At 61.9% G+C, this 21,144-nt stretch carries 26 protein-coding genes; 19 read left to right on the forward strand and 7 right to left on the reverse strand.

Features of this window, described 5'->3' with window-relative positions; all coding sequences use genetic code 11:
* Window positions 1-7: 7 nt before the first annotated feature.
* On the reverse strand, window positions 8-448 hold the full coding sequence (locus tag ATY75_RS05465) for a glyoxalase superfamily protein (RefSeq protein ID WP_088936740.1): 441 nt from the start codon (window positions 446-448) through the stop codon (window positions 8-10).
* Window positions 449-792: 344 nt separating this feature from the next.
* Here ATY75_RS05465 and ATY75_RS05470 point away from each other — a divergent pair, with 344 nt between their 5' ends.
* On the forward strand, window positions 793-1,125 hold the full coding sequence (locus ATY75_RS05470) for a hypothetical protein (protein WP_064837834.1): 333 nt from the start codon (window positions 793-795) through the stop codon (window positions 1,123-1,125).
* Here ATY75_RS05470 and ATY75_RS34990 read toward each other — a convergent pair.
* Window positions 1,076-1,327 (reverse strand): hypothetical protein, encoded by a 252-nt coding sequence (locus ATY75_RS34990; protein WP_088936785.1) that lies wholly within the window; start codon window positions 1,325-1,327, stop codon window positions 1,076-1,078. The two genes, ATY75_RS05470 and ATY75_RS34990, sit on opposite strands and share 50 nt — an antisense overlap.
* 91 nt (window positions 1,328-1,418) lie before the next feature.
* Between ATY75_RS34990 and ATY75_RS05480 the strand changes: the two genes are divergently transcribed.
* A complete protein-coding gene (locus ATY75_RS05480) occupies window positions 1,419-2,285 on the forward strand; it encodes a LysR family transcriptional regulator (protein WP_088936741.1) in 867 nt (288 codons plus the stop codon).
* Between the two features lie 120 nt (window positions 2,286-2,405).
* Here the strand turns inward: ATY75_RS05480 and ATY75_RS05485 are convergent, their stop codons facing one another.
* Window positions 2,406-2,852 (reverse strand): host attachment family protein, encoded by a 447-nt coding sequence (locus ATY75_RS05485; RefSeq protein ID WP_064837830.1) that lies wholly within the window; start codon window positions 2,850-2,852, stop codon window positions 2,406-2,408.
* Window positions 2,853-3,156: 304 nt separating this feature from the next.
* Between ATY75_RS05485 and ATY75_RS05490 the strand changes: the two genes are divergently transcribed.
* Window positions 3,157-3,558, forward strand: coding sequence for a hypothetical protein (locus tag ATY75_RS05490; RefSeq protein ID WP_064837827.1), 402 nt, complete (start codon window positions 3,157-3,159; stop codon window positions 3,556-3,558).
* 103 nt (window positions 3,559-3,661) lie between these two features.
* Window positions 3,662-4,774, forward strand: a complete 1,113-nt coding sequence (locus ATY75_RS05495; protein ID WP_088936742.1) for a pyridoxal phosphate-dependent aminotransferase — start codon at window positions 3,662-3,664, stop codon at window positions 4,772-4,774.
* A 170-nt stretch (window positions 4,775-4,944) separates the two neighbouring features.
* On the opposite strand, the gene ATY75_RS05500 is transcribed toward ATY75_RS05495, so the two are convergent.
* Window positions 4,945-5,211, reverse strand: a complete 267-nt coding sequence (locus ATY75_RS05500) for a sel1 repeat family protein (RefSeq protein ID WP_003569238.1) — start codon at window positions 5,209-5,211, stop codon at window positions 4,945-4,947.
* A gap of 294 nt (window positions 5,212-5,505) precedes the next feature.
* On the opposite strand from ATY75_RS05500, the gene ATY75_RS33775 reads away from it, so the two are divergent.
* The 4 genes from ATY75_RS33775 (at window position 5,506) to ATY75_RS05515 (ending at window position 8,101) form a co-directional block, all read left to right on the forward strand.
* Window positions 5,506-5,688 (forward strand): hypothetical protein, encoded by a 183-nt coding sequence (locus tag ATY75_RS33775; protein WP_143535265.1) that lies wholly within the window; start codon window positions 5,506-5,508, stop codon window positions 5,686-5,688.
* A 35-nt stretch (window positions 5,689-5,723) separates the two neighbouring features.
* Entirely contained in the window at window positions 5,724-6,062 is a 339-nt protein-coding gene (locus ATY75_RS05505; protein WP_088936743.1) for a DUF2147 domain-containing protein, read from the forward strand.
* 268 nt (window positions 6,063-6,330) lie between these two features.
* Window positions 6,331-6,510: a hypothetical protein gene (locus ATY75_RS05510; RefSeq protein WP_049733843.1), complete on the forward strand. Its 180-nt coding sequence runs from the start codon at window positions 6,331-6,333 to the stop codon at window positions 6,508-6,510.
* A gap of 88 nt (window positions 6,511-6,598) precedes the next feature.
* Window positions 6,599-8,101, forward strand: a complete 1,503-nt coding sequence (locus tag ATY75_RS05515) for an AMP nucleosidase (RefSeq protein WP_088936744.1) — start codon at window positions 6,599-6,601, stop codon at window positions 8,099-8,101.
* 9 nt (window positions 8,102-8,110) lie between these two features.
* Here the strand turns inward: ATY75_RS05515 and ATY75_RS05520 are convergent, their stop codons facing one another.
* Window positions 8,111-8,326, reverse strand: coding sequence for a hypothetical protein (locus ATY75_RS05520; RefSeq protein ID WP_064837820.1), 216 nt, complete (start codon window positions 8,324-8,326; stop codon window positions 8,111-8,113).
* 156 nt (window positions 8,327-8,482) lie between these two features.
* On the opposite strand from ATY75_RS05520, the gene ATY75_RS05525 reads away from it, so the two are divergent.
* From ATY75_RS05525 to ATY75_RS05540, 4 genes are read left to right on the forward strand one after another with little or no spacing between them, the layout of a single operon-like run.
* Window positions 8,483-8,836: a YciI family protein gene (locus tag ATY75_RS05525; protein ID WP_064837818.1), complete on the forward strand. Its 354-nt coding sequence runs from the start codon at window positions 8,483-8,485 to the stop codon at window positions 8,834-8,836.
* 13 nt (window positions 8,837-8,849) lie between these two features.
* On the forward strand, window positions 8,850-9,209 hold the full coding sequence (locus ATY75_RS05530; protein ID WP_088936745.1) for a YciI family protein: 360 nt from the start codon (window positions 8,850-8,852) through the stop codon (window positions 9,207-9,209).
* Between the two features lie 2 nt (window positions 9,210-9,211).
* A complete protein-coding gene (locus ATY75_RS05535; RefSeq protein WP_088936746.1) occupies window positions 9,212-9,571 on the forward strand; it encodes a YciI family protein in 360 nt (119 codons plus the stop codon).
* 9 nt (window positions 9,572-9,580) lie between these two features.
* The gene (locus ATY75_RS05540; RefSeq protein WP_088936747.1) at window positions 9,581-10,822 is read left to right on the forward strand and encodes an RNA polymerase sigma factor; all 1,242 of its coding nucleotides are present in this window, start codon (window positions 9,581-9,583) and stop codon (window positions 10,820-10,822) included.
* Here ATY75_RS05540 and ATY75_RS05545 read toward each other — a convergent pair.
* Entirely contained in the window at window positions 10,790-11,752 is a 963-nt protein-coding gene (locus ATY75_RS05545; protein WP_088936748.1) for a lysylphosphatidylglycerol synthase domain-containing protein, read from the reverse strand. The genes ATY75_RS05540 and ATY75_RS05545 overlap by 33 nt on opposite strands.
* A 180-nt stretch (window positions 11,753-11,932) precedes the next feature.
* Here ATY75_RS05545 and ATY75_RS05550 point away from each other — a divergent pair, with 180 nt between their 5' ends.
* The 6 genes from ATY75_RS05550 (at window position 11,933) to ATY75_RS05575 (ending at window position 18,239) form a co-directional block, all read left to right on the forward strand.
* On the forward strand, window positions 11,933-13,426 hold the full coding sequence (locus ATY75_RS05550; RefSeq protein ID WP_088936749.1) for a glycosyltransferase family 39 protein: 1,494 nt from the start codon (window positions 11,933-11,935) through the stop codon (window positions 13,424-13,426).
* Between the two features lie 138 nt (window positions 13,427-13,564).
* Window positions 13,565-14,581: a glycosyltransferase family 2 protein gene (locus ATY75_RS05555; protein ID WP_064837802.1), complete on the forward strand. Its 1,017-nt coding sequence runs from the start codon at window positions 13,565-13,567 to the stop codon at window positions 14,579-14,581.
* A gap of 13 nt (window positions 14,582-14,594) precedes the next feature.
* Complete coding sequence (locus ATY75_RS05560; protein WP_088936750.1) at window positions 14,595-16,091, forward strand: glycosyltransferase family 39 protein; 1,497 nt, start codon at window positions 14,595-14,597, stop codon at window positions 16,089-16,091.
* Complete coding sequence (locus tag ATY75_RS05565) at window positions 16,092-17,573, forward strand: glycosyltransferase family 39 protein (protein WP_088936751.1); 1,482 nt, start codon at window positions 16,092-16,094, stop codon at window positions 17,571-17,573.
* A gap of 107 nt (window positions 17,574-17,680) precedes the next feature.
* The gene (locus ATY75_RS05570; protein WP_088936752.1) at window positions 17,681-17,932 is read left to right on the forward strand and encodes a type II toxin-antitoxin system ParD family antitoxin; all 252 of its coding nucleotides are present in this window, start codon (window positions 17,681-17,683) and stop codon (window positions 17,930-17,932) included.
* A gap of 25 nt (window positions 17,933-17,957) precedes the next feature.
* Complete coding sequence (locus ATY75_RS05575; protein WP_280950580.1) at window positions 17,958-18,239, forward strand: type II toxin-antitoxin system RelE/ParE family toxin; 282 nt, start codon at window positions 17,958-17,960, stop codon at window positions 18,237-18,239.
* Window positions 18,240-18,334: 95 nt separating this feature from the next.
* Here the strand turns inward: ATY75_RS05575 and ATY75_RS05580 are convergent, their stop codons facing one another.
* Window positions 18,335-19,702: an aspartate aminotransferase family protein gene (locus ATY75_RS05580; RefSeq protein ID WP_088936754.1), complete on the reverse strand. Its 1,368-nt coding sequence runs from the start codon at window positions 19,700-19,702 to the stop codon at window positions 18,335-18,337.
* A gap of 80 nt (window positions 19,703-19,782) precedes the next feature.
* On the opposite strand from ATY75_RS05580, the gene ATY75_RS05585 reads away from it, so the two are divergent.
* Window positions 19,783-21,135, forward strand: coding sequence for a glutamine synthetase family protein (locus ATY75_RS05585; RefSeq protein WP_088936755.1), 1,353 nt, complete (start codon window positions 19,783-19,785; stop codon window positions 21,133-21,135).
* Window positions 21,136-21,144 lie beyond the last annotated feature (9 nt).

The following is a 21,144-nucleotide window of genomic DNA, read 5'->3' on the forward strand; positions in this document are numbered from 1 at the left end:
AAGCAATCTAGAGATCGAGCACCAGATGCGGGACGCCGTTCGAGGTCTTCCTCGGCGAGACGCCGTCGGCATCGATCTGTGCATTCACACGCCGGCGAAAGGCTGAAAAGCTCTCGAAGGTCACGACATCCACCGGCTCGTCGAAATGGATGGTGATCCGGTGAAGATCGCCGCCCGGCAGGGCCGACAGCGCCAGAATCTCGCCGGTGAACGGCTGATTGAGATAGCGGCCGCGAACATGCGCGCCGACGAAGAGCCGCGTCTTCGCAGCCGCGCTAGTTTTTGCCGCGAGCGCCGCCAGCGTGTTCCAGTCGCGTGCGCCGTGCTGGCGGGCAATCATTTCGAGCGCCGCACTGTGGGTCATCGGGGCACCGCGATCGTTCATTGCCTCGCGCAAGCGCCTGGCCTGGGCCTTCAATTCGTCAATGGCAGGATAGGTCGTCGTCATGGAGTGAGCCTTCGCAAGGCATGCTCTTCGACTGTGGATGGGAGCTCGCATTGCCGCCAGTCAGCATGCACAAGGGCCGTGACCATGATTCGCGAGGACTTCACCATGGATTTTCATCCGCGAGCGGCCGGTGCCTCGAACCGGCCCTTGTATGCGCGAAGGCCGCCGACATGTCAAGAATGACGCATGCGCCCTGGGGATTGAGCAAATATGGGGCAAATCTGGATGAAATCGGTGCGATTTTCCCCCAAATATTCAATCTTAGCGATGTTCTTCAGCAACCGTCAGCATTCTTCAGCTAATATCCCGTGGTAGAACAAGCGGAGGCTAAAAGGGCCTTTCAGATGCACCTCGACACAGAACACCCCAAGCCGGAACGTGCTTACAGGGAATTCAATCTCGACAGGCCGGGCAACATCATCTTCGTCGGCCATCACCTCAGCACCGGAACGCAAGTGCGCTGCCTGATCCGCACGATCACGCTCGCCGGCGCACTGCTCGAAGTTAGCCCCAACCTGGAAATGCCGAGCCATTTCTTCCTCGAAATCCTCGGCATCCACGACGAGATCGGCGCGACCATGGTCAAGCGCGCAGGCGAATCGGTGACGGTCAGCTTCAACATGCTGCTCAATCCGGAATTCCTGCACCACGTGCTGCGGCTGAGCTTCGAAAGCTGAGGGTTTTTGCGATCCGTGAATCATCGCGGCGCGGCACTCTTGTCTCGACGTGCCACCCTGCCGCCAGACGCGTAAGGATCGGAACGATCCAGAGCAATCCGCGCCACTCCGGCCGATCGAGCGGGTCGGCAAAAGCATCGTTGCGGATCCGGCGATTGCGGCTTTCAAGTTCCCTGAACAGAACAACCCAGTTGAGAAGCATGGCTTCATCCTCCATCTATTGGCTGGAGCACTTGAGCTAGGCCTTAACGCCTCCGCGATGTAGAGGCGCCGGGGAAAGGGGGTTTTCATCCATGAAAGATGCGAGCTGGGACGATCTGCAGCTTTTCTTCCATGTCGCGACCGGCGGCGGGCTTTCGGCAGCGGCGGCGCGCACCGGGCTCAGCGCGCCGACGATCGGCCGGCGCATGCTGGCGCTCGAACGGGTGACGGGCCGATCGCTGTTCAGCCGCGGCCCCACCGGTTATCTGCTCGCCAGGGATGGGCAGGAACTGCTCGACCGCGTGCGACTGATGCAGGATGCGGCGCGGGCGATCTCCGACTGGCGCGGCGAGGTGTTGACGCTGCCGATCGTCTCCACGGCCGCCGATAGCTGGACCTCACGCTTCATCGCAGATCATCTGGCCAGCGTCTGGACGCCGAAAGACAGCTTTCGCATGTGCTACAAGACCTGCGATGCCAGCGTCGATTTCACCTACCGCGAGGCGCATATCGCCGTTGGCCACAGCCGGCCGGACAGCGGCAACGTCGCAATCCGCCGCTCGGTCAAGGTGGCGCATGCGGCTTACCAGGCGGCGGACTATGACGAGGCCAACTGCAACTGGATCTCGCTCGGCACCGATACCGCCGTCACGCCGGCGGACAAATGGACGTTCGAACAGCCGGATTACTGGATCACCAGCTGGACGAACACGCCGCATATGCTTTTTCACCTTATCCGCGGGGGCGCCGGCCGCGGCGTCCTCCCCTGTTTCATCGGCGATCAGGATCGCAAACTCGTCCGCGCCGGGCCTCTCATCGACGAGTTGACCTACGAGATGTGGATCGTTGCGCATGACGACGAGCGGCAGCGGCCCAAGGTGAGGGTCGTCATCGACCGCCTGGCGGCGCTGTTTGCCGGTCATGAAGCGCTGTTTGCCGGGCAAAGGCCGTCGGGGTGACATGAAAACGCAGGCCGCAAGGCCCGCGTTTCACGCTATCCCATTGTTTTACAGAGGTGGAGATCGGCGAAAACGGCCCTCACCTGCCCGCCGGGGCCTCGCCATTTCGCCAACCATGGTTCAGGCGGCGAGATGCCGTTGGATTTCGTCGACGGGCATATTGGTATAGTCCTTCGCCACCTCAGCGGTGATCGCGGCCTGCGTGTCGGCGCGAAGTGCCGGCCGCAACGTGCCGAGGGCCTTTGGCGGTGCAACGATGACGATGCGACGGGCACTCTTTTCCTGCACCAGTTCGTCGAGCTTTTCCGCCACCTGTTTCAGAAACTCGGCTTCGGCCTGATCCTGCCAGCTGGTCTCCTCGACGGCGCTGCGGCTGAAGCCGTCTGCCGCATGTGTCCGGCCGGGTTTATCGGCACCAATCTCGCGGTCCGGCGTGCTCGGCTGCGTCAAGGTTTCCTGCACCTTCAGGTTCATCAGCTGGGCATCGCCGGCGTTCTGCATGATCAGAGCCTTGGCTCCATCGCAGACTACGACCCATGATTCCCAAGGGATTTTAACGTCGGTCATTTTCAACTCCTCGCGTCGTCGTTCGAAGCGCGCCGTGCGTCATCGATCAAGGCAGAACGCCCGGCAATTGAAAGAGTTCGGGAAAAATTGCGCTGACCGCCCATGCCGCCTGCGTCCCGATAAGGAACATGGAGGCGTCCCGCTTGGGAACAAAGTTCGAACTCGTTAGAATTGTACTTTTATGTTTGACGAATGCGCAAAACATTCATGTGACCTTGGTTGGGATCAAGCCACGCTTGCTCAAAATCAAGATCAGGTTGCTCGAGATCAACCCCCAATGCGTCCTGACTGACGGAGAATGTGAATGTCTATGCTCCGCGCCACACACCTTGCCACGGTCAAGTCCGCCGTCTATGACCTGCGCTGGGAAGAATTCAGCGTCAAGCGGCCAGCTCGTATCGTCGCCGTCCGGCCGTGCCTCACCGGCGTCTCGATGCGCAGCGCCGAGATCATCGATATTTCCCAGGGCGGCGCCACGTTCATCGTGTCGACCACCGCCGGCCTGCCGAAACATTATTATCTCAACATTCTGGGCCTCGCCTACCGGATCGGCTGTGCCGAGGTCTACCGGCACAAGGAACGTATCGGGGTGCGGTTCATCAACATCATGGACCCCGAGGTTCTGCGCCGCGTCGTCCGCACCGATTTCCTTGTCGGCAACATGGAAGCAATCGCCGCCCGGCGGGGACCGATCTTCCGTGCGTGAATAGCCCGACAGCCATCTGGTTGCAGAAATATCTTGCTTGCGTCGGCGGTGCCCGGGCCTATTGTTGCGCCGATCGTCAATATATCCGGGAAACCGCCTTCGCATGTCCGCCTTTTCGCGCTTCACGCCTCTTGCCGGCGCCTTGCCCTCCACAGTTCCTTTCGTCGGTCCCGAGGCGATCGAGCGCCAACGCGGGTTAGTCGTTACGGCACGCATCGGCGCCAATGAGAACGGCTTCGGCCCCGCCCCTTCGGTGTTTGCAGCGATGCGCGAGGAGGCCGGCAATATCTGGAAATACAATGACCCGGAGAATTTCGCGCTCCGGCAAGCGCTTGCCGCCCATCTCGGCATTTCCCCCGCCAACATCGCCATCGGCAGCGGCATCGACGAATTGCTCGGCCAGATCGTTCGGCTGGTGATCGAGCCCGGCGCGCCGGTCGTGACCTCGCTCGGCGCCTATCCGACCTTTAATTTCCATGTCGCCGGCTTCGGCGGCCGGCTGGTGACCGTTCCCTACGCCAACGACCGCGAGGATCTCGACGGGTTGCTCGATGCCGTGAAGCGCGAGAATGCGCCGCTCGTCTATTTCGCCAATCCCGACAATCCGATGGGAAGCTGGTGGGATGCCGACAGGATCGTCGCTTTCGCCCGGGCGCTGCCCGAGACGACGATGATGGTGCTCGACGAGGCCTATAGTGAAACCGGACCGGCGGGGTCGCTGCCGTCGATCGCCTCGCTGATCGATATGCCGAATATCGTTCGCACCCGCACCTTCTCCAAGGCCTACGGACTGGCCGGCTCTCGCACCGGCTACGTGATCTCGACGGCCGGCACTGCTGAAGCTTTCGACAAGATCCGCAATCATTTCGGCATGAACCGGCTGGCGACGGCGGCAGCGCTCGCCGCCCTCAAAGATCAGGCCTATCTCGCCGAAGTGGTGGGCAACATCCATTCAGCCCGGGAGCGCATCGGCGGTATCGCGCGGGCAAACGGCCTTGAGCCCCTGCCCTCCGCGACGAATTTCGTGGCGATCGATACCGGCCGCGACGGCACCCATGCGCGGGCGATCGTCGACGGGTTGATGGAACGCGGGGTCTTCATCCGCATGCCCGGCGTGGCGCCGCTCAATCGCTGCATTCGGGTCAGCGTCGCGCCGGAGGCGGATATGGCGCTTTTCGAAAACGCACTGCCGCAGGTGCTGAAGCAGATCGGCTGAACGAGCATGACGGCATGCTCTCACTCTTTCATATAAAACAGCAAGAACCGCGCCCGGTGGAGGTATCCGGCCGCGGTTCCCTTCTCCTGGCGTCGGGCCTGTCAAAGTGCCCGCCAGTCCCTCTTTCCGAGGTTGTTATTGCTGCTTGTGTCGATCGCTCGGAGACGGTCTCAGTGGACCGTCATCCACTCGCGGGCGGCGCGCAGCGCTGCCACGATCTGCATCTTGTCCATGGCGGCGGCCACATCCGCACGAAGCTCGGCGGCGCGGTCGTTGCCCTTGATTGCGGCGATGTTCAGCCATTTGTGGGCTGCGACCAGATCGACTTCGCAGCCGCGGCCGGTCGCATACATCAGACCCATTTCACAGAAGACATCGGCGCTGTTGTCGCCACCCATGGTGGCCGTTTCAGCATTGTGCATTTCAAAGCGTGCCATCGGTTTTATCCCTGTTAGCCTGTTTATGACTTACCCTGTTTTACCTCCGGGCCTTGCCGTCTATCGCGGCTTGCGGCCCTTGCGGTCCGGCGGGTTTGCCCCGCTCGTTTGATGGCTTCACTATGCCGAACGGCTTTCAAAAAACGCCTAAAATGCATGATTAATTCTAGACAAACAAAGTGCAAATGCTTGGTAAATTTGGGTTTTTGTTAAACATCAGATGCCTTGCGGCTTAGGGACTTTCGCTCGAATTTTACGAAAGATTCAGATCTGGAAATAAAGGGATCGTTCATCATGAAATCAGCAGCCGATATTTTCAAAGGCTGCCGCATGCGTTTTTTCTCAGCAGTTTTTCCGCCGCTAAAGCTTGTTGTTTTTATGCATGTCGTTATCCCGGAGCCGCTGCACACTTCCGGGCGACATGCACCAGCACTGAAAATGACCACGCATATTTACCTTTACGTTCGCGTCAGTTAATTTCGCGCCCGATCAAGGACATCATGGAGGAAAAGATGATCCGCAGCTTCGTTCTCGCCAGCGCCATCGCAATGATCGCAGGCATCGCCCACGCTGAGGAGCCGATCGTCGGCAGTTGGAAGACGGCGGCCGGCGATACGGCAGTGATCGTCTCCTGTGGCGGCAGTTATTGCGTGACGCTGAAGACCGGCAAATATGCGGGCCGGAAGATCGGCATGCTTGCGGGAACCGGCGGCAGCTATGCCGGCGAGATCACCGACCCGGCCGCCGACAAGACTTATAGCGGCTCGGGCAAGATTTCCGGCAATTCGCTGAGGATGCAGGGCTGCGTGATGAAAGTGCTCTGCAAGTCACAGACCTGGACGCGGCTCTGAGCCCGCAGGGCAGCCGGACAACGATCATCAAACGCGGGACATGCCGATGCACCGGCATCCCCGCGGCCTTTCTGCCCCTTCGCCTGGACGATCGGACAAAGCCGAACGCGTTGAGCGCGGCCTGGCGCCCCCCTGTAAACTCTCTCCCACTCCCTGCCCGAGCCTGCCTCACAAGCTGAACGCTGGATGAACCGGTATCTCAGCACTCATTCAGCCGCGCCATGGCAAAACTCTTGTCACGATAGAGTTGCGTATCGGGGGAACGGCGATGGACATGTACATTCTGGCAAAACGGTTCAGCATCATCACGCTGTTTGCGGCGATCTTCGCGATCACGTTTTCGGCGGTGGTGGTGCATAATGGCGGCGGTGGCGCACAGTCGCATTTCGGCGCGAGCTATACCTGCCTGGAGCGAAACGGCACCTTCTGCGCGCCATCGGTGCAGTGAGCGGCATCCGACACTAAAGTGGATAAAATAATCGGAATTCGCCGGCGCGCGTCGTTTGCTTGTCAAAAACAACTCTCTATAATGCGTCATGAACAAACGAATCTCCCCTTTGCCGCCGCTCGACATTTCCTCGCCGCCCCCTTTCCAGCCTCAGAGCTTTGATGATCCGGCCAAGGCCGTGGAAGCGCTGACGGCGCTTTACGAGCGCAATACGGCGTTCCTGATCAAGAGCTTTACCGAGCTTGCGCAGGGCGCTCCGATCTCGTCGCGCTACCGGGCTTTCTATCCGCAGGTCAGCATCGAGACGACAAGCTTCGGCCATGTCGATTCACGGCTTTCCTACGGTCACGTGACGGCGCCGGGCATCTATACGACGACGGTCACCCGGCCGAAGCTTTTCAAGCATTACTTGAAGGAGCAACTGGCGCTGTTGGTGAAGAGCCACAATGTGCCGGTCATCGTCTCGGAATCGACGACGCCGATCCCCTTGCACTTCGCCTTCGGCGAGGGTGCGCATGTAGAAGCGTCGACCAATGCCTTCATCGACATTCCGATGCGCGATATTTTCGACACGCCCGACCTCAACACCACCGATGACGAGATCGCCAACGGCGAATATATCCCGCCGCCGGGCGAGCCCTCGCCGCTTGCGCCATTCACCGCGCAGCGCATCGACTATTCGCTCGCCCGCCTGTCGCATTATACGGCGACACATGCCGAGCATTTCCAGAATTTCGTGCTGTTTACGAACTATCAGTTCTATATCGACGAATTCTGCAACTGGGCGCGCAAGCTGATGGCGGAGGGCGGCGACGGCTATACCGCTTTCGTCGAGCCCGGCAATATCGTCACCCTGCCCGGCTCGACCGTGCCGGAAACCGATGCGGCGCTCACCCGCCTGCCGCAGATGCCGGCCTACCATCTGAAGAAGAAGGGCCATGCCGGGATCACCATGATCAATATCGGCGTCGGTCCCTCCAACGCCAAGACGATCACCGACCACGTCGCGGTGCTACGCCCGCATGCCTGGCTGATGCTCGGCCACTGCGCCGGTCTGCGCAACAGCCAGCGGCTCGGCGATTATGTGCTCGCCCATGCCTATATGCGCGAGGATCATGTGCTTGACGACGACCTGCCGGTCTGGGTGCCGATCCCGGCGCTCGCCGAAGTGCAGGTGGCGCTGGAGGCAGCCGTTGCCGAAATCACCGGCTACGAGGGTTTCGAGCTGAAGCGCATCATGCGCACCGGCACGGTCGGCACGATCGACAACCGCAACTGGGAACTGCGCGATCAGCGCGGACCGGTAAAGCGGCTCTCCCAGGCGCGCGCCATCGCGCTCGACATGGAATCGGCGACGATCGCCGCCAACGGCTTCCGCTTCCGCGTGCCCTACGGCACGCTGCTCTGCGTCTCCGACAAGCCGCTGCACGGCGAATTGAAACTGCCGGGCATGGCGACGGCCTTCTACCGCACGCAGGTCAACCAGCATCTTCAGATCGGCATTCGCGCCGTGCAGAAGCTGGCCGCCATGCCGAAGGAAGCGCTGCATTCGCGCAAACTGCGCAGCTTCTTCGAAACGGCCTTCCAATAGGCCGTTTCCTCATCTGCTTGTCACGGCAGACGCCGAGCCATCCGCAAGCGTTTGCGGCGTGCCGGCGGCAAGATTCAGCCCTGCTATCAGCAGGGTGAAGGCGAGGAAAGCGAAGGCGGTGCGCTGAAGAATCTTCAGCCCATCGCTTTCGAGGAACGCCGGCGCGCGCTTCTCATGACGGCGTGCCCAAATCTGGCTTGCCAGCGCGATTTCAAGAATGCTCATTTCAGTTCTCCTCGACAGGTTTCAGTGAAGCCTTGTTGAGTGCTGCCTTGCCGTTTCGACAGCCGACCCGCCAAAAAGTTTTTTTGGGGCGCGATGTCGAAATGCGCGAAGCTCGATCGTCCAGGGTTATGGAAAGAGGCAAGGAGAGCGTTCGCGATGAAATATCTCTGTCAGGTGTGGTTCGACGGCGCGATGCTCAGCGCCATGACGAAAGAGCAAAAGACCGAACTCGGTGCGAATTCGCTGAATTACGACAAGGACCTCGCCGAAAGCGGGAATATGATCGTCGCCGAGGCGTTACAGCCGCCGACATCGGCGGTGACGGTCCGGGTGCGTAGCGGCGAGCTGTCGGTAACGGATGGTCCCTTCATCGAGACCAAGGAGGCGCTCGGCGGCTTCATCCTGGTCGAGGCCAAGGACCTCAACGATGCGATCCGCATCGCCGCCGGCATCCCGCTTGCCAAGCTCGGCGCAATCGAGGTGCGGCCCATACACGAATTCACAGCTTGATGAGGAGGTACCGATGAAGTTTCTATGCCAAATCTGGTTCGACACGGAGAAAAGCAAGCTGGTCCCTCAGACCGAATGGGATGCGCTCACGCAGGAGTGCATTGTCAGCGACAATCGCTGGCGCGAGAGCGGCCATCTGCTGGTGGCGCTCGCCTTGCATGAACCATCCACCGCGATCACCGTCCGCCTGCGCAACGGCGAGGCCTCCACGACGGATGGTCCGTTTGCCGAAATAAAAGAACATCTCGGTGGTTTCGTGCTGATCGAAGCCGCGAATATCGACGAGGCGAAGACCATCGTCTCCAGTTTTCCAATCCTCAGATATTGCTCGATCGAAGTGCGCCCGACTTATGCCATCCAGGATGGGAAATAGTCATGCGCTACATCTGCCTGATCTATAACAGCGCCGACACCGACGGCAGGCTGACACCTGATGAGACCGACGACCTTATCAAAGCGCATTTCGCCTTCGATGAGGAGCTGCGCCGCGACGCCATCTTGGTCCATGCCGATGCGCTTGAGATGCCCGACAAGGCGACGGTACTGCGGGTTCGAGACAATATCCTGTCGGTCACCGATGGTCCCTATGTCGAGACCAAGGAGCATCTGGCCGGCTTCTACGTCATCGAGGCGCCTGACATGGCGATGGCAAAGGAGATTGCCGGCCGGAACCCTTCGGCGCGTTTCGGCGCGGTGGAGCTCCGGCCGGTGCGGATGCTGACCCTGCCGGATTGAGGTGCCCCTTTGGAAAAAATGATCGAGGACATCTACCGGACACAGTCGCGCCGGGTGCTGGCGACGCTGATCCGCTTGCTCGGCGATTTCGACCGGGCCGAGGAAGCGCTCCACGACGCCTTTGCCGCGGCCGCGCGGACATGGCCGGCGGACGGCGTTCCCGGCAACCCTTTCGCCTGGCTGGTCTCGGCGGGCCGTTTCAAGGCGATCGACACGATCCGGCGGCGGGCGCGTTTCGATGCCTCGCAGCAGCACATCGAAGACAGCCTCTACACGCCCGATGCAACTGACATCAGCGAGATGGAACCGATCGAAGACGACATGCTGCGGCTGATCTTCACCTGCTGCCATCCCGCCATTGCAGCAGATGCGCAGATGGCGATGGCGCTTCGGGAAATCTGCGGGCTGACCACCGAAGAAATCGCCCATGCCTTCCTCGTGCCGGCACCGACGGTCGCCCAGCGGATCGTGCGTGCCAAAGGCCGGATCCGGGCGGAAAAAATCCCCTACGAGGTGCCCGACCGCGAGGCGCTGCCTCAGCGGCTCGACCGTGTGCTGCAGGTGATCTACCTCGTCTTCAATGAAGGTTATTCGGCCTCTTCGGGGGAGGACGTGGTCCGCGCCGACCTGAGCGCGGAGGCGATACGTCTGGCGCGGCTGCTCCTGGCGCTGCTGCCGCATCCCGACGTCTCAGGCCTGCTGGCACTGATGCTGCGGCAGGATTCCCGCCGCAGCGCCCGCAGCGGCAAGGAGGGAGCGCTGGTGCTGCTTGCCGATCAGAACCGCTCGCTCTGGGACAGCGCCAAGATTTCGGAGGGCCTGGCACTGCTTGCCGAGGCGATGCGGACAGGAGAGATCGGCACCTATACGGTGCAGGCGGCGATCGCCGCCGAACATGCGAACGTGTCGACCGCCGAGGAAACCGACTGGAGGCGGATTACTTTCTATTACGACCTGCTTCTGGCGGCCCAGCCCTCGCCAATCGTCGAACTCAACCGCGCCGTGGCGGTCGCGATGGCGGAAGGGCCGGCGAAGGGGCTGGAACTGATCGATGCCATTCTCGGACGCGGGGAGCTCACGGCCTATCACCTTGCCCATTCGGCGCGCGCCGATTTGCTGCGCCGTCTCGGCCGGAAGCATGAGGCGATCGCCGCCTATGAAACGGCGCTGTCGCTCTGCCGGCAGGAGCCGGAGCAGGCATTCTTGAGAAAACGGATTTCAGAGCTTGCCGCGACGCCCGAGCGGCAGTGAGATCGCCGTGCCGGTCAGCGCCGAGACGATGATCAGCAGGTGGGCATTGACGCTCGCCTGCGCCAGCGCGGCCAGCGCCAGCCGCTCGCTCGAAGCCCCGAGAGCAATGGCGCCGGCGGTGATGCCGGCCGGATAGGTGCCGACGCCGCCCGGCGCATGGACCGGCAGCACGGAAGAGAGCTCGCCGCCGAGCGCACCGCCGAAGCTTGCCGCCATCGGCAGCACGCCCATCAGGCCGAGCGCCCAGGCTAGCACCATCACCTTCACCAGCCAGTTGACGATAGTCATCGCCCAGGCGCGGGCAAAGGCGATGGCATTAAGCGGCAACCCGTTTTCGATCTCGACGACGAATTTCTGCGCCTTTTCCGGCAGCAGCCTGGCGGCGAGGCGCAGCAGCGGCTTGCGGGCGGCGAAAGCTGCGACCGGCAGCAGCAGAAAGCCTGCCCAGAGTGACCAGGCAACAATCGGATCGGCGGCCGCGACCGCAAAACCGATGCCGGCAGCGGCAATGAGCGCGTGCAGGTCGAGCAGCCGCATAACGAGGAGTGCCGAGGTTCCGCGCGTCAGCGGGATGCCGAACTCCGTGCGCATCAGCAGGGGAAAGCTGGTCTCGCCGGTGCGGAAGGGCAGCATGATGTTCAATAGATTGTGGATCTGCGTGACACGAAAGAGGACGGCGAAGCGGCCGGCCGTCTCCTTCGGAAAATAGTCATAGATGCGCCAGGTGCGCAGGAAATAGGTGCTCGTCAACAGCACCAGCGCGCCGATCACAGGCCCGGCGCCGACCTCGGCCCACTGGCGGATAATGACGGGCCAACCCCAGAACCATTGGATGAAGAGGGCATAGGCTGCGACGATAACGACCGTCAGAACCGTCATGCGATTGCGCATAAACCAGGATTGCCGGCTTTCAACGATCGAACTCTTCATGTAGTAGGCATTCCTCGCTTGGCGTCGGCATTGGCCCCGTCTGCCAGGCCTTTTAGGAGAAATGAAGGTAGCGCACAACGGCGGAGTTGATGGGCGATGGCGGGCGAACCCGCTTGCCCGCCGGCGATCCGAGCGCTGACCCGATAAATCACACGCCCTGCCGGCTTGACGTGGAGATCGATGTTGGAGCGGATTACCAGAAGCATTACGAGCGCAAGCCTTTTTCTGGCGGTCTATTTCCTGCTCAATATCGCGCTGCGCATCGCCTTGCCCCATACGCTCGATCTCGACGAGGCGGAGCAATCTTTCTATTCGCAATACCTGCTTGCCGGCTACGGCCCGCAGCCGCCGTTCTACAACTGGATCCAATATGCCATCGTTTCGGTGACCGGCATATCGATGTGGGTGCTCTCGGTCCCCAAGAACATCATTCTCTTCGGCTGTTATATTTTCTACGGGCTTGCCGCCCGCGAGGTACTGAAGAACCGTTCGCTCGCGGCCGTCGCCATGCTGAGCCTGATCACCCTGCCGCAGGTGGGTTTGATGGCGCAGCGCGAATTGACCCATACCGTCGCGCTGCTGTTTGCGACCTCGCTCTTCCTCTTCGGCTTTTTCCGCACGCTGCGCCAGCCGACGATCACAAGCTTCCTGGTCATCGGCATCGCCACCGGCATCGGGCTGATCTCGAAATATAATTTCGCCATCCTGCCGGCTGCAGCATTCTTCGCCGTGCTGCCGGAGCGGGAATGGCGCAGCCGTCTTATCGACTGGCGTTTGCTGCCGGCGATCCTCATCGCCATTCTGATCGTGTTGCCGCATGCGCTCTGGCTGCCTGACAATCTCGCCAGCGCCTCTCAGCCGACACTGGAGCGGATGACCGCCGAAGATCTGGCGCCTGCCGGCATTGCCCGCATCGGGCAGGGACTGTTATCCCTCGTCATCGCCGTTCTCGGCTTCGTCGCATTGCCGATCGTTCTCCTCGCAGCCGCCTTCCGGCGGGATTTCTTTCGCGCGCTCTCCTCCTCCAGCCCGATGATCCGGGTGATCGAGCGTATGATGCTCGTCAGCCTGCTCGCCTTCGTCGGCATTGTCGTCTTTGCCGGCGCAAGCGACATCCACGAGCGCTGGCTCGACCCCTGCCTGCTCGTCCTGCCGATCTATCTGTTCCTGAAACTGAAAACCGCAGATGTCGATCTTTCCGCCGGCCTTGCGCGCTTCCGGCCCGTGGTGCCGGTCTTCATGGTCGTTATCCTGTCGATCCTCCTCTTCCGGATCGTCGGCATTCAATATATCGGCGCCTATACGAGAACGAACGTGCCCTTTGCCGGCTACGTCGCCGAACTGACCGCGACCCGCAAACCGGTTCTCGTCGTGGCGGCGACCAAGTTCGTGGCCGGCAATCTGAGGCTTGCATTCCCCGATGTTCCGGTGGTGATACCGTTTTTCCCGGATTCCGGCGTTCCCGAATATGCGGCGGCGAAGGGGCCGGTGCTGGTGATCTGGCGCGGCGAAACCGCAGATGACCCAACCATTTCCCCTGGTTTTGCGGGTGATCTGGTGAGATCGGGCATTCATCTGCAGGAGTTGAAGACGCTAACGCTGCCCTATCTCTTCGGTGACGGCAAACGCAGTTTTTCTATCGGTTATTCCTGGGTGGAAGGCGGCTCGAAATAGCGTTCCGGCAGGACAGCCGATTGCGGGGAAACCGGCATTGCCCGCTGGCAACCGGTGGACAGTTCATGTACTAGCCTTCCGCAAGCGCGCCGGCAGCAGTAAAGATTGCCAGGCCGTCCGGCCTTTTGGAGATGAGAGTTGCAGACAACCGTTGAGCCCATGCGCGGTACGAATGATCCGGTACAATCGCTCGAGCTGTCGCTGGTCGTGCCGATTTTCAACGAAGAGGAAAGCGTCGGCCCGCTCGTCGAGCGTGTCGTGGCCGCGATGGCCGCCTATCCCCATCGCTGGGAGCTGATCCTCGTCGACGACGGCAGTACGGATGCGACGCTCGTCAACGCCCGCAAGTTCGTCGGACGCGACGGGCTGACGCTGAGGATCGTCGAATTGCAGCGCAATTTCGGCCAGACCGCCGCCATGCAGGCCGGTATCGACACCGCCCAGGGCCGCCTGATCGCGACGATGGACGGCGACCTGCAGAACGATCCGAAGGACATTCCTTCGATGGTCGCCGAATTGGAACGGCGCGAACTCGACCTCCTTGTGGGATGGCGAAAGAACCGCAAGGACGGTCTGTTCCTGCGCAAGATCCCCTCATGGTGCGCCAACTACCTGATCGGCCGTATCACCGGCGTCAAGCTGCACGATTACGGCTGCAGCCTGAAGATCTATCGGGCCTCGATCATCAAGCAGGTGAAGCTGATGGGCGAAATGCACCGCTTCATCCCGGCCTGGGTGGCCGGCGTCGTCCCGAGCTCGCGCATCGGCGAGATGGCCGTTACCCACCATGCCCGCGAGCACGGCGTTTCGAAATACGGGATTTCTCGCACCTTCCGCGTCATCCTCGACCTGCTGTCGGTGATGTTCTTCATGCGCTACAAGGCGCGGCCCGGGCATTTTTTCGGCTCGCTCGGTCTCGGCCTCGGCGCCGTCGCCATGCTGATCCTGCTCTATCTCGGTTTCGACAAGTTCATCATGGGCAACGATATCGGCACGCGCCCGATGCTGATGGTCGGCGTCGTGCTGCTGCTGTCGTCGGTGCAGATGATCACCACCGGCATCCTGGCGGAGATGATCGCGCGCACTTACTACCGCGACGATGCCTCGCCGAACTATATCGTGCGGCAGATCTTCGACGATCGAAGCCAAGCCTAAGCCCGGCAGCACGATGCTGGAGCGCGCGACGAGGACGATCAGAACCGCGGGCCTGCTGCTTGCGGCCTATTTCGTGCTCAACATCGTGCTGCGCACTGCGCTTCCGCATTCGCTTGAGCTCGACGAGGCCGAGCAATCCTTCTTCTCGCAATATCTGCTGGCGGGCTACGGCCCGCAGCCGCCTTTCTACAACTGGATGCAATATGCCGTCGTGTCGGTAACCGGCATGTCGATCGGCGCGCTTATCGTGCCGAAGAACATCCTGCTGTTCCTATCCTATCTCTTCTATGCCCTTGCCGGTCGGCGCGTGCTGAAGGACGAGGCGCTTGCCGCCGTCGCCATGCTGTCGCTGATCACCCTGCCCCAGGTCTCCTATATGGCTCAGCAGGATCTGACCCACACGACCGCACTGCTCTTTGCCAGTTCGCTGTTTCTCTACGGCTTTTTCCGAACCCTCGATCGACCGGATATCGGCAGCTATCTGCTGCTCGGGCTTGCCACAGGCATCGGGCTGATCTCGAAATATAATTTCGCGCTGATGCCAGCCGCCGCCTTGATCGCCATCCTGCCCGATGCCGAATGGCGGCGCAGGGCGCTCGACTGGCGTATGCTGGCGGCGATCGCCGTTGCCCTCGTCATCGTCCTGCCGCACGCGATCTGGCTGCAGGGCAATCTCGCCTTCGCTTCCTCCGATACTCTGGTCAAGATGGCCGCCGGCAACGAGCCGGCCGGCGTCGTGCGGATCGGCAAAGGTCTCTTCGCCTTTCTCGTCGCCATCGTCGCCTTTGCGGCGCTGCCGGTCGCCATTTTCGCCGCCGCCTTCCGCCGGGATTTTGTCCTGATGCTTTCGGCCGGCAGCCGCTGGACCGGGATGATGGAGCGGATGATGCTTGCGAGCCTTGCCGGGATCGTTCTGATCGTGCTGTTCACCGGTTCCACCACGGTGCGTGAACGCTGGCTAGACCCGTTCCTGCTGGTGCTGCCGATCTATTTCCTGGCGAAGATGCAGGCTGCCGGCATCGACCTTTCCGCCGGGCTGCGCCGCCTCAGGCCGGTGCTGCCGGTGCTGATGGCCTGCGTGCTGATCGCGCTCGGCCTGCGTGTCGTCGGCGCCGGGCTGGTCGGCGTCTACGCGAGGCCGAACGTGCCGATGGCCGGGCTTTCCCGCGAGATGGCGCGACAAGGGGAACCGGCGCTGGTGATCGCCTCGGATACCTATGTCGGCGGAAACATACGGCTGCAGTTTCCAGATGTGCCCGTGGTGATCCCGGATTTCCCGGCACCGGGCATTCCCGCCTTTGCCGAGGCGAAGGGGCCGGTGCTGATCGTCTGGCGCGGCAAGAAGACGGCGACGGCCGCGGATGCGATCATGCCGGAGCGGTTTTCATCGGCACTGGCAACGGCAGGCATCGCGCCGCAGGAGATCGGCTCGCTGTCGCTTCCCTATTATTTCGGCCGTCAGGGCGACAATTTCGCGCTCGGCTACGCCTGGGTTCGGCCGGAGAGATAGATGACCGACACCGACAGCCGCGACATCCGCCGGATTTTCCTCCTGCTGGCCGGCTATTTCGTGCTTCAGATCGGCGTGCGGCTGGCAACGTCGCATTCGCTCGATCTGGACGAGGCCGAACAGGCCTTCCGCTCGCAATGGCTTGCCGCCGGCTACGGCCCGCAGCCGCCCTTCTACAACTGGCTGCAATACGCGGTTTTCCAATTTACAGGCGTCTCGCTTGCCGCGCTTTCTATCGTAAAGAACCTTCTGCTGTTCAGTTCCTACCTGCTCTATGGCCTCACCGCGCGTCTTATCCTGCGCGACAAGGCGCTGGTGGCGATATCAACGCTCGGGCTGCTGACGATCCCGCAGATGGCTTTCGAGATGCAGCGCGACCTGACGCATACGGTCGCGGTGTTCTTCTCGGCCAGCATCTTCTTCTACGGCTTCATCCGCAGCCTGAAGCAGCCGAGCTTTGCCTCCTATCTGTTCGCCGGCATCGGCATCGGTTTCGGCCTGCTCGCCAAATATAATTTCGCCCTCCTGCCGGCGGCAGCGCTGATTGCCGCGCTGGCGGATGCGCGCCTGCGGCAGCGGATCTTCGATTGGCGGCTGGTGCTGACGGCTGCCGTGGCGCTTATCATCGTCCTGCCGCATCTCTTCTGGCTGAAGGACAATCTTGATTTCGCCACCGCCCGCACGCTGGAGAAGATGACCGCGAGCGGCGATGCCAGCTATCTCAAGCAGGTGGCCATGGGGACCAGCTCGCTTGCTCTCGCCACCATCAGCTTTGCCGGATTGACCGTGGCGGTGTTTGCGATCGTCTTCGGCAAGAGCCTTCGTCCGGCGCTCGCCGCCGGCTCGCAGTGGACGCAGCTCATCGAGCGGATGATGCTCGTCTTCCTCATCGGCATTCTGTTTCTGATCGTCTTCGGCGGTGCTGCCGGCATCAAGGATCGCTGGCTGGTGCCGATGCTCTTCATCCTGCCGCTCTATTTCTGCCTGAAGATCGAGGCCGCCGGCGTCGCGACCGGCAGGGCGTCCCGGCGTTTCATGGCGGTCGTCGCCATCATCATGATCGGCGTGCCGGCCGCCCTCTACGGCAGTGTCGCCGCCGCACGCTTCACCGGCCATTACGAACGGTTGAACAGGCCCTATGCCACGATGCTGGAAAACCTGCGCAAACAGGCCGAGCCGGCGGCGATCCTTGCCGGCGACAGCCTGCTTGCCGGCAATCTCAGGCAGGATATTCCCGATGTGCCGGTTCTCTCCGTCGATTACCCCGGCTTCCACCCGGATCTGGCCGGCCGGCAACCGCTGCTTCTCGTATGGCTGATCCCGCCGAAAGGGGGAAGCGAAGGGCTCCCGCCGGCCATGGCCGAATGGCTACAGGCCAATCTCGGCGCCTCCGCACCTCAGGCTTCGGTGATCGACGTGCCCTATTTCTATCAGCGCGGCAACGACCGCTACCGATTCGGCTATGTTTGGCTCAACCCTTGAGCTTAACATCAGGCGCATTGCCCTCGGCAGGATAGCCTCCCCCGACGTGCAGTCGGTATTGCAAAAGTATTGCATTTTGCCACATATTAAAGGGAAGGAGTCATCACATGGCACGCGCAAAGACTTTTTCGCTTGGCGACACCTATGACGGGATCCTGTCGGATCTTGTCCGCAACGGCCGATTCGGCACGGAAACTGAAGCCGTGCGGGCTGGCATCCGTATGCTCGCCGACCACGAACTAAAAATAGAAGCGCTGCGCAGGGACATTCAGGCGGCCGATTCCGAAATTGAAGCCGGCCTTGGCAAGGAATACACAACCGGCGCGGATATCCTCAATGACGTCATGAACGAAAGCTAAGGCCATTAAACCGAAGCGTCTGATTATCGCGCCATCCGCCATCAAGGATCTACGCAATATCCGGCGCTATATCGCCGAGAGCAGCCCCCACTACGCGCGGGAATTTCTGGACGACCTGACCGCAAAGATCGCGTGGATCGCCGAAGTGGACTTCACCGGATCTCCCCGTGACCACATCGCGGAAGGCCTGCGCGGCCTGCCATACCGGAACCGCTGTATCTACTATCGCTCCTATCACGACCGCGTCGTAATCCTACGCGTGAAACACGGCGCGGAGGATATCAAGCCACAGGATTTCGATCTTTAGGCCTGAGGGATTTACTGGACAACAAGCCGTCACGATCATTCCGTCGTCGGAACTGGCTCTGCCTACGCCCGGGTCGAGCAGCCGGGACGACGCAATCAGGATCTCAGCTCCGTCCAGGCCAAATCCAGCGCCAGCCTCGTAATCCTGGCCATCTCGTCCACCTCCGCGTGGCTGATGACGAGGGGCGGCGAGGCCAGCATGCGGTCGGCGGTGGCGCGCAGCACGAGGCCGTTGGCGAGCGCATGGTTGCGCACCAGCGCCCCGACCTGGTCGGGCTTCTCATAACGGGTGCGCGTGCTCTTGTCGGCGGCAAGCTGCAGGGCGCCCATCAGGCCGATGCTGACGGCCTCGCCGACGAGATCATGATCAGCGAGCGCCGCCCAAGCCCTGCCGAAATAGGGGCCGATATCGTCGCGCACCCGTTCGACCAATCGCTCCTCCTCGATGATGCGCAGGTTTTCGAGCGCGGCGGCGGCGCAGACCGGATGGCCGGAATAGGTGAAGCCGTGATTGAACTCGCCGACCTCGTCGATCAGCACATCGGCGATGCGGTCGCTGACGAGCACGCCGCCAATCGGCAAGTAACCGGAGGACAGCCCCTTGGCGATCGGCGCCAGATCCGGCTCGACGCCGAAATGCTGGTAGCCGAACCAGGCGCCCAGCCGGCCGAAACCGCAGATCACCTCGTCGGTCACCAACAGGATATTGCGCGCCTTGCAGATGCGGTCGATCTCCGGCCAATAGGTCTCGGGCGGGATGATGACGCCGGCAGCGCCTTGCACCGGCTCGGCGACAAAGGCGGCGACATTTTCCTCGCCCAACTCATCGATCTTCGCTTCGAGCTCGCGGGCGACCTTGAGCCCGAATTCATCAGGCGAGAGATCGCCGCCCTCGCCGTACCAGTAAGGCTGGCCGATATGGACAATGCCGGGTATCGGCAGGTCGCCCTGCTCATGCATATATTTCATGCCGCCGAGGCTGGCGCCGGCGACGGTCGAGCCGTGATAGCCGTTCTTTCTCGCGATGACGATCTTCTTCGACGGCTTGCCGACGGCGCTCCAGTAGACACGGGCCATGCGGAACCAGGTGTCGTTCGCCTCCGAGCCGGAGCCGGTGAAGAAGATATGATTGAACCGCTCGCCGGCATGGGCGGTGACCTTCTGGGCCAGCAGCGTCGCGGGCGCCGAACTCGTGCCGAAGAAGGTGTTGTAATAGGGCAGTTCGGTCATCTGCCGTGCGACGGCCTCGGTGATCTCCCGGCGGCCATAACCGATATTGACGCACCAGAGGCCGGCGAAGCCATCGAGATATTTCCGGCCATGGTTGTCGAAGATATGGACGCCCTCGCCGCGCTGGATGATACGCGTGCCATCGGCATTCAGCTTCTTCATGTCGGCGAAGGGATGCAGATGATGCGCGGCATCGATCGCCGCAAGGTTCGAGGGTGGGGAAGTATCGGGCATAAGGTGAGGACCCTCGCGGATTGAAAGGCTGCTATCGATGGGATAGGAGCTTGGCCTTGTCCCGGAGGATTTTCAAGGTCATGGCGAGCGACAGGATGGACGGCAAGACCGAGGGCAGCGACCCGCGTTTCGAAATCCTGATCGTCGGCATGAACGGCGAACTGCGCGGCAAGCAGCTTCCTTCAGGCGCCGAAGGCAAGATCTGGGCCGGCGACATTCGCCTACCGACATCGACGCAGTCGCTCGACATCTGGGGCGACGACAATGACGACATCACCGGCCTGTCGCTGACGATCGGCGATCCGGACGGCAAGGTCATCCCCGACCGGCGCAGCCTCGCGCCGATGCCTTGGGCGCCCGAAGGCTCGATGCAGGTGCTTGCCACCATGCATGAATTCGACGGCAGCCCGAGCTTCATGGATCCGCGCGCCATCCTCGCTTCGGTGGTCGAGCGCTATGCGGCGCGCGGCCTGACGCCTGTGGTGGCCACCGAGCTGGAATTCTACGTGATGTCGGGGGACTGGCGCGCGACCGGCCGCCCCTCCCCGCCCGAAAGCCTGACCTATCGTGGCGAACCGAACGGCTTTCAGCTCTACGACATGAGCGCCGTCGACGCGCTCGACGGCTATCTCGGGACGCTGAGGGCCTATGCGAAGGCGCAAGGACTGCCGGCGGATGCGACGACGGCGGAGTTCGGGCCGGGCCAGTTCGAGGTCAACCTGCTGCACCGCCCCGATGCGCTCGCCGCCGCCGACGATTGCCTCTGCCTCAAGCGCATCGCCGAGCAGGCGGCGCGCCGCCACGGGCTGAAATCGACCTGCATGGCCAAGCCCTATTCCGATCATGCCGGCTCCGGCCTGCATGTGCATGCCAGCATCATCGACAGCCAGGGCCGCAATATCCTCGATGCTAAGGGCGGCGAGCCGAAGCTCCTGAAATCGGTCACGGCAGGCCTGCTCGACAGCATGCGCGCGGCGCAGTTGATCTTCGCCCCCTTCGCCAACTCTTACCGCCGCTTCCAGCCGGGCTCGTTCGCGCCGGTCGACTTGACCTGGGGCAGCGGCCATCGCGGCACCGCGATCCGCATACCCGATCAGGACGGGCCGGCCGCCCGCATCGAGCATCGCGTCGCCGGCGCCGATGCCAATCCCCATCTACTGCTGGCGGCGATCCTCGGCGGCATGCTCCTGGGTCTCGATGGCGATCTCGACCCCGGCGAGGAGACGACGCCTTCACACATACCGGCGAATACGGCGCGGCTGACGCATGATTTCCTCAGCGCAGTCGAGACTTTCCGTGCCTCGCCCTTCATCGCCGACATCTTCGGCGCACGTTATCAGGCGCTTTACGGCGACACCAAGCGCAAGGAAGCGCTGGCGCATCTGCGCAGCGTTTCGGATTTCGACTATCGCACCTATCTGCCGCGGCTCTGAAGCATCCGG

This window comes from Rhizobium sp. N122, assembly GCF_002211295.1.
Lineage (GTDB): Bacteria > Pseudomonadota > Alphaproteobacteria > Rhizobiales > Rhizobiaceae > Rhizobium.

Excerpts from the sequence above, each read along its gene's own strand:
- ATY75_RS05465 (WP_088936740.1), bottom strand. The coding sequence starts at position 448 with ATGACGACGACCTATCCTGCCATTGACGAATTGAAGGCCCAGGCCAGG.
- ATY75_RS05470 (WP_064837834.1), top strand. The coding sequence starts at position 793 with ATGCACCTCGACACAGAACACCCCAAGCCGGAACGTGCTTACAGGGAA.
- ATY75_RS34990 (WP_088936785.1), bottom strand. The coding sequence starts at position 1,327 with ATGCTTCTCAACTGGGTTGTTCTGTTCAGGGAACTTGAAAGCCGCAAT.
- ATY75_RS05480 (WP_088936741.1), top strand. The coding sequence starts at position 1,419 with ATGAAAGATGCGAGCTGGGACGATCTGCAGCTTTTCTTCCATGTCGCG.
- ATY75_RS05485 (WP_064837830.1), bottom strand. The coding sequence starts at position 2,852 with ATGACCGACGTTAAAATCCCTTGGGAATCATGGGTCGTAGTCTGCGAT.
- ATY75_RS05490 (WP_064837827.1), top strand. The coding sequence starts at position 3,157 with ATGTCTATGCTCCGCGCCACACACCTTGCCACGGTCAAGTCCGCCGTC.
- ATY75_RS05495 (WP_088936742.1), top strand. The coding sequence starts at position 3,662 with ATGTCCGCCTTTTCGCGCTTCACGCCTCTTGCCGGCGCCTTGCCCTCC.
- ATY75_RS05500 (WP_003569238.1), bottom strand. The coding sequence starts at position 5,211 with ATGGCACGCTTTGAAATGCACAATGCTGAAACGGCCACCATGGGTGGC.
- ATY75_RS33775 (WP_143535265.1), top strand. The coding sequence starts at position 5,506 with ATGAAATCAGCAGCCGATATTTTCAAAGGCTGCCGCATGCGTTTTTTC.
- ATY75_RS05505 (WP_088936743.1), top strand. The coding sequence starts at position 5,724 with ATGATCCGCAGCTTCGTTCTCGCCAGCGCCATCGCAATGATCGCAGGC.
- ATY75_RS05510 (WP_049733843.1), top strand. The coding sequence starts at position 6,331 with ATGGACATGTACATTCTGGCAAAACGGTTCAGCATCATCACGCTGTTT.
- ATY75_RS05515 (WP_088936744.1), top strand. The coding sequence starts at position 6,599 with ATGAACAAACGAATCTCCCCTTTGCCGCCGCTCGACATTTCCTCGCCG.
- ATY75_RS05520 (WP_064837820.1), bottom strand. The coding sequence starts at position 8,326 with ATGAGCATTCTTGAAATCGCGCTGGCAAGCCAGATTTGGGCACGCCGT.
- ATY75_RS05525 (WP_064837818.1), top strand. The coding sequence starts at position 8,483 with ATGAAATATCTCTGTCAGGTGTGGTTCGACGGCGCGATGCTCAGCGCC.
- ATY75_RS05530 (WP_088936745.1), top strand. The coding sequence starts at position 8,850 with ATGAAGTTTCTATGCCAAATCTGGTTCGACACGGAGAAAAGCAAGCTG.
- ATY75_RS05535 (WP_088936746.1), top strand. The coding sequence starts at position 9,212 with ATGCGCTACATCTGCCTGATCTATAACAGCGCCGACACCGACGGCAGG.
- ATY75_RS05545 (WP_088936748.1), bottom strand. The coding sequence starts at position 11,752 with ATGAAGAGTTCGATCGTTGAAAGCCGGCAATCCTGGTTTATGCGCAAT.
- ATY75_RS05550 (WP_088936749.1), top strand. The coding sequence starts at position 11,933 with ATGTTGGAGCGGATTACCAGAAGCATTACGAGCGCAAGCCTTTTTCTG.
- ATY75_RS05560 (WP_088936750.1), top strand. The coding sequence starts at position 14,595 with ATGCTGGAGCGCGCGACGAGGACGATCAGAACCGCGGGCCTGCTGCTT.
- ATY75_RS05565 (WP_088936751.1), top strand. The coding sequence starts at position 16,092 with ATGACCGACACCGACAGCCGCGACATCCGCCGGATTTTCCTCCTGCTG.
- ATY75_RS05570 (WP_088936752.1), top strand. The coding sequence starts at position 17,681 with ATGGCACGCGCAAAGACTTTTTCGCTTGGCGACACCTATGACGGGATC.
- ATY75_RS05580 (WP_088936754.1), bottom strand. The coding sequence starts at position 19,702 with ATGCCCGATACTTCCCCACCCTCGAACCTTGCGGCGATCGATGCCGCG.
- ATY75_RS05585 (WP_088936755.1), top strand. The coding sequence starts at position 19,783 with ATGGCGAGCGACAGGATGGACGGCAAGACCGAGGGCAGCGACCCGCGT.